This window comes from Paenibacillus sp. FSL H8-0283, from assembly GCF_045040675.1.
Classification (GTDB): domain Bacteria; phylum Bacillota; class Bacilli; order Paenibacillales; family Paenibacillaceae; genus Paenibacillus; species Paenibacillus amylolyticus.
The window spans coordinates 794,723-806,999 of the sequence record NZ_CP150295.1 but is presented as its reverse complement, the minus strand read 5'-3'; the positions used below and the strand labels follow the sequence as shown (position 1 = coordinate 806,999).

Here is a 12,277-nt window from a genome sequence, read left to right as displayed (position 1 = left end):
CTGAACCATAGTAATCTATGATTCAGTGTTGCCCGGAAGTAGAGAGAATAGTCCTGCAAGAATGACTTTCTTCAGATCATTTTATACTTAAATATACTGTTCATTGCCGAAATGGATCTGGAAGTGCCTGCCTTCACCGTCCACTCTGCTTGATTACTGGTTAAGGAATTCACCCTCAACCCCATCTGCTCCAGTAACTCACGTAACGGAACCCAGATGGTTCCACCCTGACTCTGTACTGCGTCCGTTTCAATTGCCCCTGTAGTTGTCAGTGTTCCGCTCACACTGTCTGCATGAATCGTTCTTTCCTTCCATACTGCTATGGCCGTCCTTGTTTCAGAGTCCCAGCGAGTGCTGCCCCCGAATTTTTTCATGAAAGTACGCAATGGCACCATGATTCGCTGCCCCTCCATGCGGAACTCGCCCGGTTGCAAGGTAGCTGCAACCAATCCCACCTCTACCTTCAACTTCTTGCTTGCAAGCCATAACGTCGCGTTCGCTTCTACATGCTCTGCGATCCAGGCCTTTCCTGGCGCCTTGCGGGCCTTATACTTACCATCTGGATGTACACGGAATTGAACTGGTTGATCCGTACTCTTTATGGTGTCAAAACGATATCCATGATCACGATAATATTTGATAATACCCGGAAGTGCTTTTACCGTTTCAGCATGTGCACCACCGTCATGCATCAGGACAATGACCGAACGTGCTCCCGCAGGTACTTTGGTCGAATTGCTGAGGATCTCTTTGGCCGGAACACCTCTACGCTTGGAATCCCCACTGTCGACGTTCCAGTCCATGACGGTGTATCCACCCAGTTGGAGCAAATCAAAATAACTCTGGTCAAAATGCCCGTAAGTACCGCCTGGTGCTCGCACCAGATTCGGACGGAAACCGGTTATACGCTCCAGCACTTCCTCTGTCTGCTTAATCTGTTTCCAGAACACTTTAAAATCACTGTACAGCTGTTCGTATTGATGATTAAACGTATGATTGCCCAAAGCATGTCCATCCTCCACAAGCCCACGGATTAACTCCGGATACCGCTCTGCCTGCTCACCCAGCACAAAAAATGTAGCCAAAACCTTCTCCTTGCGCAAAATATCCAATACTTCACGGGTATGGTTACCCGGTCCATCGTCAAAACTCAGATAAACTACCTTGTCTTGAATATTCTTTTCTTCCGGGATTGGATCACCTGAGCCGGAAGCAGCAGATGCATAAGCCGTGCCTGCATATACAGCAAATGCACATAACAGTATCGCAATACGCATGAGAATGACAGACCACTGTCCAGCTAAAAACATATGTATGGTTGTTGCAGAGTTTCCCCCATTTTCTTTGATTCTGAATTCCGGTCTCTGTACCATTTATGAATCGACCTCCACCGTCTCTAGTAATTTGCTGATAGACTTCAGCAGATTTGTTAGAATTATATGGAGGCTACATTGAAAAAAGACGTGATTTTGTTTAATATTTTTTCACAATTTGCTATGTAGCCTGATTGATTCTTCGCTTCAGATTAGGTAGCATAATGAACAGGCAGAACACATTAAAACACCTTGGAGAGTATTCATGCTCCCACCCCGTATTCAGGAGAGTGAAATCTATTGGAATTGCTTGAGAAGATCCAACATCTGTTTGGGTCCTACGGATACAGCGTATTGTTTTTTGGCTTGTTGCTTGAATTCATCGCACTTCCCTTTCCTGGTGAAACAACGATGGCTTACGCAGGGTTTCTCTCCTACAAGGGGCATCTGGACTTCGGAATCCTCACCATACTGGCTTTTCTGGGAACAACGATTGGCATGACCATCACTTATTTTATTGGAGCCAAAGCAGGACTGCCCTTTATAACACGATACGGAAAATGGTTTCTGATGAAGCAGGACAAGCTCGATAAAACGCAAAAGTGGTTTGCCAAGTATGGTAATGCTTTAATCTTCATCGGTTATTTCATTCCGGGAGTAAGACATTTCACCGGGTATTTCGCGGGTATAGCCGCTGTTCCCTTTCGCAAATTCGCTCTCTACGCCTATTCAGGCGCACTGTTCTGGGTTGTACTGTTTCTGGGCATTGGCAAAATATTTGGCCCTCAGTGGAACGCCGTATTCCATCTGGCTCATCAATATGCAGCATATATCGTGGGAGGAATCGGCCTATTGCTCATCGTAGCCGTGTTCTATCGTTACCGCAAAGCATGGACAGCAAGATCCACCGTATCCAAGCCAACCCCAGTTCGACAAAGACAAAAGTAAAAATAATAAGAATAAGCAAGGAGTTGCGTAACCGCGCGGCTCTTTTTTTTGTTTGAAATAAAACACCTCCGCTACTGTGATTCACCTCAAACTTCCTTTTGTATACCACTCATATGCAACCATTCTCTTTTTATGTGATAATCCCGATTCATTCAGGTCATACTAACTTGCAATTATAGGATGTATAGGGGGCAATGGGATGAGTACATCGGTGCAAGACCGTAAAGATCATAAGGAAATTTCTCCAAATCTGAACGACAATACGGAATATTGCAAGCAAATGATGGGGAATAGTACCGACTTGATGATCCGTCCCCTGCAATGTTTACATAAGTGGCCTGCCGTCATGCTGTACATCGACGGACTGGTGGATGTTCAGATTCTGAATCACTCCATCATGGAATCTTTATTGCAAAGACATGATCTACCCGACTTTTCATCAGATGATGAACATCTGAGTTACCTTCAGAATGATATTCTGACCGCCAGTGATGTCATGCTGGTCGAGGATATGCATGAGATCCTGAATGCGATGCTTGCTGGATCAGCCGTCTTGCTGATTGAAGGTTCAGTTCGAGGATTGAAGATTGGCGCTGCAGGCTGGGAAGATCGCTCCGTTGGAGAGCCCATCTCCCAAACCGTTGTTCGTGGGCCGATGGAGGGCTTTAATGAGAATCTGCGTACAAATACCTCCTTAATCCGCAAACGAATCCGTGACCCTCATCTCTGGATTGAAGAGAGAGAGATTGGCCGGGTTACCAAGACCCGAGTTGCCGTGCTCTATCTGGAGAATATCGTGGATCAGGAGATCGTGATGGAGCTCCGGCAAAGGCTGGATAAGATAGATATAGACAGCATTCTGGAAAGTGGATATATCGAAGAACTGGTGCAAGACAAAACGATGACGGTTTTCCCGACCGTCTATAACAGTGAAAGACCAGATACCGTATCTGCTGCCCTGCTGGAGGGACGGGTTGCGATCATTGTGGACGGAACACCCTTTGTATTACTTGTGCCTGCCTTGTTTGTACACTTTTTTCAGTCTCCAGAAGACTACTATCAGCGAGCAGATATCAGTACATTGATCCGGATGATTCGCTATCTGTCCTTTTTCATCGCCCTGCTATCCCCATCATTCTATATTGCCATTTCAACGTTCCATCAGGAGATGTTGCCCACCAATTTGCTTATCAGTTTGGCAGCCCAGCGGGAAGGTGTCCCTTTTCCCGCTTTCATTGAAGCCCTGTTGATGGAGTTAACCTATGAGATCTTACGAGAAGCAGGTATTCGGATACCCAAAACGGTCGGCCAGGCTGTGTCCATTGTCGGTACGCTTGTTATTGGTCAAGCTGCAGTAGATGCAGGGGTTGTATCGGCTGCGATGGTCATTATCGTATCCATTACTGCGATATCCAGCTACGTCGTCCCGGAGAATGGTCTGTCCATCTCGGTACGAATCTTGCGCTTTGTACTAATGATGATGGCGGCAGCCTTCGGTTTCTACGGCATTCTGATTGTATTACTCATTACGGTAACCCACCTCTGCAGCTTGCGTTCTTTCGGTGTGCCCTACATGTCTCCTTTTGCACCTTATATTCAAAAAGATATGAAAGACACCATCTTTCGTGTGCCGTGGTCACGCATGAAGACCCGCCCGTTATCCACAGGATCATCGAATGTCACAAGACAAACACCTAGGAAAACCAAGCGTTGACTCAGTCAGGAGACCCAAATATGAATAAAAGCTTACGTTTATTGATGTGCTTTGCAGTCATGCTTCCTTTGCTTACAGGATGCTGGGATCGCCAAGAAATGAATGAACTCGGCATCATGCTCGGTCTAGGTGTTGACAAGGATGGTGATCAGATTCGGGTTAGCGCACAAGTTGTGGTTCCAAATGAAATATCAGCCAAGTCATCTGGTTCCAAGGGAACGTCTGTAACTCAATACCAGGCCACCGCCAAATCCCTGCTGGAAGCCATACAACAGCTCACCGAAACCAGCCCTAGAAAAATCTTCATGTCTCATATCCGAATTCTTGTGTTTGGAGAAAAGTTCGCCCGCGAAGAGGGTATCTATGATGTCATGGAAGCTCTACTGCGTGAACCAACCGTTCGTCCCGACTATTATGTGATGGTCGCGCGAAATACGAAAGCATCGGAAGTGCTTGATTTGCTGACACCTCTGGATAACATTCCGGCAGAGAAGCTGTTTAGTTCCCTTGACGTTTCCTCCAAAACCTGGGCTCCAACAACGACGGTAACGGGAGACCAACTTATCGATTACATGTTATCCCCAGGAATTCAGCCTGTTATTACAGGGGTTCAAATTCTTGGGGATCTCAACAAAAAAAGCAGCACCGAAAATATATCTACGATACGCACCTCTGCCAGACTGAACACAACGGGTTTAGGTGTCTTCAAAAAGGATAAGTTGATCGGCTGGTTATCGGAAGCAGAATCGAAGGGATACAATTACATCCGAGGCAATGTCAAATCTACCGTAGGACACATTGACTGTCCGAAGAGCAAAGGCGTCGTAACGGTAAAAATACTTCGAGCATCCACGGATCGTAAAGGTAAAGTTGTAGGAGGAGAACCTCAAGTCAAGATTAAGGTTAATACCGTAAACTCAATCGGTTCAGTAGATTGCGACATGCAGATTGGCTCCATGACAGCCATTCGCGAGTTGGAACAACTATCCCAAGAACGACTTAAGGAACTCATGCAAAGCACCGTCAATTCTGTCCGCCGTAAATATCATGTGGACATCTTCGGATTCGGCCAGGAGATCTATCAAGTCGACCCCAAATTTTTCAATAAAATTGAGAACGATTGGGACAAGTATTTCGACAATCTGGAGATCAAATACGAAGCCAATATACAAATTAGACGTGTAGGTGCACTGGACAACTCATTCAAAAATCAAATAAAGGATTGAGATCATGCTACTCTCCATCACTGTTGTTGTGGTTGGATGCCTAATTGGGTGGGTCGATCTTCCCAAGCTCGTTCGAGGCAAACAATGGAAAGAAACAGCTGTATACAGCGGGATGTTACTTTCAGCCACCGTATTCAGCGTCATCGCGGTGAATCTATGGGAATTCCCGAGTCCGCTTTATATCATCATTTGGATCTATGAACCTGTGAATCAATTCCTGGCTTACCTTACCGGAACTTAGCTAAAAGGAGTGATAGAGATGCTTGAAAAAGGGCGACTGGGTACCCGAGCACTGGCTACCCTGACATTTATGATGGTTGTTGGGGATATGATGATGATCTATCCTTCCGTCATCACGTCATATGCCAAGCAAAATGCCTGGATCTGCGCCCTGATTGGTGTTCCGATCGGCATGCTTCTGATGGCCATGTTCCTCAAGCTCGGTAAAGCTTATCCAGACAAGAACCTGATTGCAATATCCCGAAGCATCCTGGGATTCTGGCCTGGCACGCTGGTCGGATGCTTTTACTTGTACTTTTTTGTCATTGGTGCCTCCACCCATACCCGGGAGGTCGGTGATTTCATGACGACCCAGCTTTTCCAATACACGCCGATTCGTGTCATCATTCTGCTGTTTGTGATCGCTGTCTCCTGGGGAGTTTACAACGGGATTGAGACTATGGGCCGAAGCAGCGAGTTATTAATGCCTGTTGGAGTTGTGTTCATTCTTGTACTCTGTTTCTGTTTAGTACCCAAAATTGACACGAGCAACATAAAACCGTTGATGGACACGGATGTGGTATCCATCGCTCAAGGGATTCTCGTTAGTGTCATCTATCCTGTCGGCGAAACCATCCCCATCTTGATGCTTTTGCCCTATACCTCCAGTCAAGAGCATCGCAATCGGGATTTAATTATGGCCGCTGGGCTGGGCAACCTGTTATTGGCCTCTCTGGTAACCATCGCCATACTCGTTCTGGGGGCCTTTCTGACGCAACATAACATCTATGCCTCCTTCATTCTGATGCAAAAAATTAGTATTGGAGATTTTTTCCAACGAATTGAGGCACTTATGGCGTCAGTCTGGCTGATCTCTACTTATTTCAAAGCTATGGTATATCTGTATGCATTTACGATCGGCATTGCAGAATTATTTAAGTTAAAACGCTATGTTTTTTTGATTTTGCCTTCATCTATGCTTGTCTTTGCTTTTGCTAATCTGGTTGCACCAGGCGTTACCTTCATTATTATCACCGTCGTTCCTTACTGGGTCGATTGGGATACAACCGTTGGTATTCTATTACCGGGTATTCTCCTGCTGATTCATGTAATCAAAGCTCGTGTCAACCATATCAAGCTTCGTAGTTAATGGAACCGGCTCAAGAGGAAGGGCTAGTGGATGTGGGGTATTACATAGCTTGACTAGTAATACGGACACGCCTTGTCATCTGGAATCTTATTTACAAAAGGAGTGCATGCTGCATGCTGATCCAGGAAAAGCTCACCATTCGACAGTTCGCGGTTCTTACCTTTATTACTATAATCGGAGACATGATTCTGTTATATCCTACAATGGTCACCTATTCAGCTAAACAGGATGCCTGGATCTGTTCCCTGTTATCGCTACCTATTGGATTATTTATTTTGTGGCTTATGTACAAGCTCCATCGGACCTACCCTCACATGTCCCTAATTGAGATCTGTCCCAAAGTTCTCGGCAAATGGCTGGGATCAGTCTTGTCCGCAGCCTACCTGTTTTACTTTCTCATGGGAGCCTCTATATGCATCCGAGAAGTAGGGGATTTCATGACAACCCAGATTTATCTAAACACGCCGATTCGCGCGATCATCATCCTTTTTGTTGTAACACTCACCTGGGGGATGTTGAAGGGACTGGGTACGATCGGCAGAAGCTCCGAATTACTGGCACCGATTGTCGTTTTCAGCTTGCTTTTCCTGATCATATTTCTGCTTCCTCAAGCCGAGGTATCCCGATTGAAGCCTTTTTTCAATACTCCCGTTTTCTCGATGATAGATGGAAGCTTTCGTGCTGCAGCCGCTTCATTCGGAGAACTGATCATTCTTTCCATGATTATGCCATATGTCACGCACAGCTCCCATTTGAGAAGAGACATGATGTTCTCCGCATTACTCGGAAGTGCCCTGTTGACTTCGCTTGTTCTGATCGCCCTGCTTGTTCTTGGATCGACGCTGACACAACACAATGTATACATATCGTATGTTCTTGCCCAGAAGATTAATGTAGGTAACTTTTTCCAACGAATAGAGGCGCTCACAGCGATCGCCTGGCTGTTGTCGACCTATTTCAAAAGTTTGTTGTATGTCTTCGGGTTTGTGGTCGGAACCGCACAGCTATTTCGCCTGAAAGACTATAAACCGCTCACCTTGCCTTCCATGATGTTGTTTTTTGCAATGTCCATCCTGATCTCCCCGAATATTGTCTTCTATACCACTACAATCATGTACGCATGGTTTGACTGGGACGTGACCGTAAGCATAGTCCTCCCGATATTCCTGTTACTGGTTCACCAAGCGAGAGCTTTGTTCAAGAAGCGGCGCACCAAGAATACTCCTTTGAACAAATAAACAGGCTGCATTATGGAGAACCCTCCACAGATGCAGCCTGTCATTGTATAGATATATCTTATAACGTTTTTATCGTATCGAGCGCAGCCTCGATATGTCCTTTGACCCGAACCTTGGACCAGTCCTTGATCAATTTCCCCTCTTCATCAATCAGAAAAGTGGAGCGAACCATGCCCATGTACTCTTTGCCATACATTTTCTTCAGTTGCCATATCCCGTATTGCTCGGCTACAACGTGCTCTTCATCCGATAACAAAGTGAACGGAAGTCCATATTTGGCAATAAACTTGTCATGTTGTTTCATCGGATCGGTGCTGATTCCAAGAATGACTGTGTTCAGCCCTTCAAATTCAGCATGTCGATCCCGAAAATCACAAGCCTGTTGCGTACAGGACGAAGTCATATCCTTGGGGTAAAAATAAAGCAGTACCCGCTGTCCGCGGTAATCCGAAAGCTTAACCGATTCTCCCGTACTGGACGGAAGCTCAAAATCCGGTGCCAATTCGCCTACATTTAACGTCATGTCAGTTCCTCCCTAATCTCCCCCATGAAATGCTATAGGGCGTTATTATGAACCTGCTCCGCGATACCGCTTCACGCCAAAATTCCACAACAGCAAGCCCATCGAGCCAAACACCAATCCCATCACAGGTGTAAGCAGCGCCATGCGATGCATCTCGGACCTCTCCAGGAACAACGCTGCGGGATAGATCCCCACAAAGGCAAACGGAATGATCCAGGTTAACAGCACCTGAATAGCACGGTTATAGATCGTTACCGGGTAGCGTCCATATCCTTGAATGTTATACATCAACGGCAGGATACCTGTTGGCGCGTCCGAATAAAAGGACAACGAAGTCAGGGTGGTATAGATGCCTGCATAGATCATGACTGAGCTGAGTGCCAATATAATTAAGGCAGGGATATGCCACCACTCCAGCATCAGACCCATCTCAGCTCCGCTGAAGATCATGATGATCAAGCCGATAAACGAGCCCACGAGTGCAGGCGGATCTACATTTTCAAGCAATATCTGGAACAGGTTATGTGCAGGACGAGTCAGGATCCGATCCATCTCACCTTTGACGATGTACCGCTCACTGAATCCCCACAGATTGATAAAACAACTGAAGATGCCATAGGGCACCATAAAATATCCATAAACGAAGAGCACTTCACTCTCACTCCAACCACCCAGATTATCCGTATGGCGGAAGACCACAAAGATAAAGATCAGGTTGGTTGCCTGGAACAGCAGATCCGATAGAATCTCCACCCAGAAATCAGCACGGTACGTGAGTCGTGTTTTCATGTAATTCTTCAAATATTCCCAGATCAGACCCATATAGTACATATCTGTTATCCCCCTTGCACGAACAGACGCTTGCGCGCCTTACGCCAGATCAATACCATCGGAAGCAGCAGTACGGCAAACCAGAACACCTGAATACCGAGTACACTCCAGATGGCGGTACCTTCCACTCTTCCAGTGAACACAGAACCGGGCAGATACGTAATGGCCTGAAAAGGCAATACTTTCATCACCGCAGACATCCAGCCTGGATACAGGCTGATCGGGATGATTAGACCGGAGAACAAATCAACCACGACGCGTTTCATACGCATCATGCCTTCATTGTTTTCCACAAAGAATGCCGCCAGTCCCGTTATCACATTAATCTGGGAATTAATGAGGAAACTGAAGAACAGCATGACGAGAAAGCCAATCCACGCCGATGGCGCCGTAGGCAATTCAACCGGGAACAGCAAAATGGCAATGAGCATCCCCGGAATCATGAGCAGCAGGAAGCGGAAAATACCTTCGCCAAGACCCTGCATCATTTTGACCATAACGTAATTGATCGGTCTGATGAATTGAATCGCAATGGATCCATCCCGTATGTCTGCGGCAATCTCCCGGTCCAGGTTGTTAAAGTAAAAAGCACGTGCCATCCAGGATACAGCGATGTAAGTGGTCATCTGCGCTGCCGTGAAGCCGCCGAGTTCACCACTGCTACCGTAAATGGCTTGCCAGGTAAAGTAATACACGCCGATATTCAGCGTATATATCAAAATGCCGGAGTAATAATTCACCCGGTATGCCAGCATCGTTAGAAAACGGATGCGCATAAAATCAATAAATGCACTATTCATCTCAGGATACACCCACCGCTTCTTTCCCTGCTCCCACAATCTCGGGACGCTCGGCGGAACCGGATTGGTAAATACTGCGCACAATCTCATCCGTGTTAATCTCAATAATCTGAATATCGGTAATATCAGCTTGTCCAACGACACGTCCGAGTACATCCGAAACATTCAGTTCAAGTGGAATCCATACGGATGCGGACAATTCATTCTCAACCGTCCAACGTACAGGCAACGCAGCAGTCCATTCCTGCATCTGACTGATGTTGTGAGCTGAACCAAATTTGAAACGGATCTCCCGCTCCTTACCCCACTGGGACTTGAGATGATCCAGACCTCCATCATAAATGATGTTGCCTGCATCAAGCATGATGACCCGGGAACATAGTGCCTCAATGTCCTGCAAATCGTGGGTTGTGAGCAGAATGGTCGTTCCATGCTCCTTGTTCATGTCTTTCAAGAAATCCCGAATTTCCGACTTCACCACAATATCCAAACCAATAGTTGGCTCGTCCAGGAAAACAATACTCGGATTATGCAACAAGGCTGCCACTAACTCGCAGCGCATACGCTGACCAAGACTGAGCTTCCGTACCGGACGACTTAGCAGGTCCTGTAGCTGCAACCGCTCAACCAGTTCATCCAGCCGTTTGCGGAAATCGACCTCTCCGACACGATATACTTTGCGCAATAAATGGAAGGATTCGATAACGCCAATATCCCACCACAACTGACTGCGCTGACCAAAAACAACACCAATATTCTGTACAAACTTCTCACGTTCCTGATACGGAACATATCCACCAACCGATATTTGCCCTGAAGTAGGCACCAATATGCCGGTCAACATCTTGATCGTTGTTGATTTACCGGCACCGTTCTCCCCAATATATCCGCATATTTCACCCTGCGGAATCTGAAACGAAATATCATTTACAGCCAATACCTCTTGGTATTGACGTGCAAACAGGTCCTTGAACGCGCCCTTCAGCCCACCTCGGCTTTTCTGGACGCTAAACGACTTTCGCAAATCTTTGACATCAATCGCCAGCATGATTATACCTCACTTGGATTTTGTTGAAATTGCTTGTAGCCCAAAAAGAAATTATAATGGTATCAGTCAAAATTCAGCAAGCTTTAAAATAGTATGGAGCCGCGTCCTGCCCTTATGTTGGGAAAAGACGTGTACGGAAAGCTCCGACTACATCTTACTTGAATACTCGAACTCGTTTTTTTATTTCATCTCAAATACAAAGGAGAGCTAGCATGACCAGAAAGACGAAGAGAACCATATGGATTTCTCTTGCCGCCTTCGTGTTAATTATTGGAGGAGCAGCGGCATATTATTTCGGTTCTATTCTCAATCAGTTGGACGGTTTGGCAAAGGACGGCGACGATTCACCATTTGCAGGCATCGAAAATGTGGAGAAAGTAAATACGCCTGATCCACCCAAATGGGAAGGCACAGAAACGGTAAATATTCTCGTTATGGGTGTCGATGCACGTGGATTGAAAAAAGGTGAAGTTCCTCGCTCCGACAGCATGATGGTTGTATCGCTCGACCCACTGACCAAAAAAATCAATCTGTTCTCCATTCTGCGCGACACTTACGTCAATATTGACGGATTTGGCAAGGAGCGGATCAACACCGCTATCACCCATGGGCCTAATGCAGCGATGCAAGCTGCCGGCGACCTGCTCGGCATTCCTGTACAGTATTATGTGTATACGGATTTCCAGGGATTCATCAAATTGGTGGATGCCGTTGGCGGTGTTGATTTTGATGTGGAGAAAGACATGCACTATACAAGTAAAGCAGACAATAACGAATACGATATTGATCTCAAAAAAGGATATCAGCATCTGGATGGCGAGACAGCGCTCATGTACGTTCGTTTCCGTCATGATGCGATGTCGGATTTCGCTCGGTCCGAACGTCAGCGTGAATTGCTGAAAGCTGTAACAGCGAAAATGCAGTCAACAACTACCATTGCCAAACTGCCTGCCATTCTGGAACAGGTTAATCCTTACGTAGATACAAATCTGACACTCTCCGACATGTGGAAGCTGGGTGGACTCGGATACCAGAGCAGCATGAACGGCAGTGAGCAGATTCCGCCAATGAACCTGCTGAAAGAAGAACGTACAGCAGGCGGTGCGCAAGTATTGACGGTTACCAATGAAGAGAAATTGAAGCAGCATATTCAGGATATTATTCACCCGCCTGCTACAACGGATGATAGTACAACCAGCACCGAAGATAAAACAGCCAGTGGTGACGATCAGAAGTCAGAGCAACCGGCTCAGTAATCTAAACATGC

Annotated in this window: 12 protein-coding genes; 7 read left to right on the top strand and 5 right to left on the bottom strand. The window is 46.3% G+C overall.

Translation table 11 applies throughout. The features are described 5' to 3' along the window. Positions 1 to 71: 71 nt before the first annotated feature. On the bottom strand, positions 72 to 1,373 hold the full coding sequence (locus MHI52_RS03775) for a polysaccharide deacetylase family protein (protein WP_405158478.1): 1,302 nt from the start codon (positions 1,371 to 1,373) through the stop codon (positions 72 to 74). A gap of 240 nt (positions 1,374 to 1,613) precedes the next feature. Here MHI52_RS03775 and MHI52_RS03770 point away from each other — a divergent pair, with 240 nt between their 5' ends. From MHI52_RS03770 to MHI52_RS03745, 6 genes are all read left to right on the top strand, one after another. Beyond that, positions 1,614 to 2,261 carry a DedA family protein gene (locus MHI52_RS03770; RefSeq protein ID WP_405158477.1) on the top strand — a complete coding sequence of 216 codons (648 nt, stop codon included), beginning with the start codon at positions 1,614 to 1,616 and terminating at the stop codon, positions 2,259 to 2,261. Positions 2,262 to 2,460: 199 nt separating this feature from the next. Next, positions 2,461 to 3,975 (top strand): spore germination protein, encoded by a 1,515-nt coding sequence (locus MHI52_RS03765; RefSeq protein WP_340983498.1) that lies wholly within the window; start codon positions 2,461 to 2,463, stop codon positions 3,973 to 3,975. A 20-nt stretch (positions 3,976 to 3,995) separates the two neighbouring features. Next, positions 3,996 to 5,201 (top strand): Ger(x)C family spore germination protein, encoded by a 1,206-nt coding sequence (locus tag MHI52_RS03760; protein ID WP_340983499.1) that lies wholly within the window; start codon positions 3,996 to 3,998, stop codon positions 5,199 to 5,201. Positions 5,202 to 5,205: 4 nt separating this feature from the next. Then, a complete protein-coding gene (locus tag MHI52_RS03755; protein ID WP_340983500.1) occupies positions 5,206 to 5,442 on the top strand; it encodes a hypothetical protein in 237 nt (78 codons plus the stop codon). An 18-nt stretch (positions 5,443 to 5,460) separates the two neighbouring features. Continuing rightward, positions 5,461 to 6,570: an endospore germination permease gene (locus MHI52_RS03750; RefSeq protein ID WP_405158476.1), complete on the top strand. Its 1,110-nt coding sequence runs from the start codon at positions 5,461 to 5,463 to the stop codon at positions 6,568 to 6,570. Between the two features lie 113 nt (positions 6,571 to 6,683). Then, complete coding sequence (locus tag MHI52_RS03745) at positions 6,684 to 7,808, top strand: endospore germination permease (protein ID WP_405158475.1); 1,125 nt, start codon at positions 6,684 to 6,686, stop codon at positions 7,806 to 7,808. Between the two features lie 58 nt (positions 7,809 to 7,866). Here the strand turns inward: MHI52_RS03745 and bcp are convergent, their stop codons facing one another. From bcp to MHI52_RS03725, 4 genes are read right to left on the bottom strand one after another with little or no spacing between them, the layout of a single operon-like run. Continuing rightward, complete coding sequence (bcp, locus tag MHI52_RS03740) at positions 7,867 to 8,331, bottom strand: thioredoxin-dependent thiol peroxidase (protein WP_405158474.1); 465 nt, start codon at positions 8,329 to 8,331, stop codon at positions 7,867 to 7,869. Positions 8,332 to 8,376: 45 nt separating this feature from the next. Beyond that, the gene (locus MHI52_RS03735; protein WP_036614076.1) at positions 8,377 to 9,162 is read right to left on the bottom strand and encodes an ABC transporter permease; all 786 of its coding nucleotides are present in this window, start codon (positions 9,160 to 9,162) and stop codon (positions 8,377 to 8,379) included. A gap of 5 nt (positions 9,163 to 9,167) precedes the next feature. Continuing rightward, positions 9,168 to 9,962: an ABC-2 family transporter protein gene (locus tag MHI52_RS03730; protein WP_036614077.1), complete on the bottom strand. Its 795-nt coding sequence runs from the start codon at positions 9,960 to 9,962 to the stop codon at positions 9,168 to 9,170. Position 9,963: 1 nt separating this feature from the next. Then, positions 9,964 to 11,010, bottom strand: coding sequence for an ATP-binding cassette domain-containing protein (locus MHI52_RS03725; protein WP_405158473.1), 1,047 nt, complete (start codon positions 11,008 to 11,010; stop codon positions 9,964 to 9,966). A gap of 212 nt (positions 11,011 to 11,222) precedes the next feature. Here MHI52_RS03725 and MHI52_RS03720 point away from each other — a divergent pair, with 212 nt between their 5' ends. After that, positions 11,223 to 12,266 carry an LCP family protein gene (locus MHI52_RS03720; RefSeq protein WP_405158472.1) on the top strand — a complete coding sequence of 348 codons (1,044 nt, stop codon included), beginning with the start codon at positions 11,223 to 11,225 and terminating at the stop codon, positions 12,264 to 12,266. Positions 12,267 to 12,277: the final 11 nt, after the last annotated feature.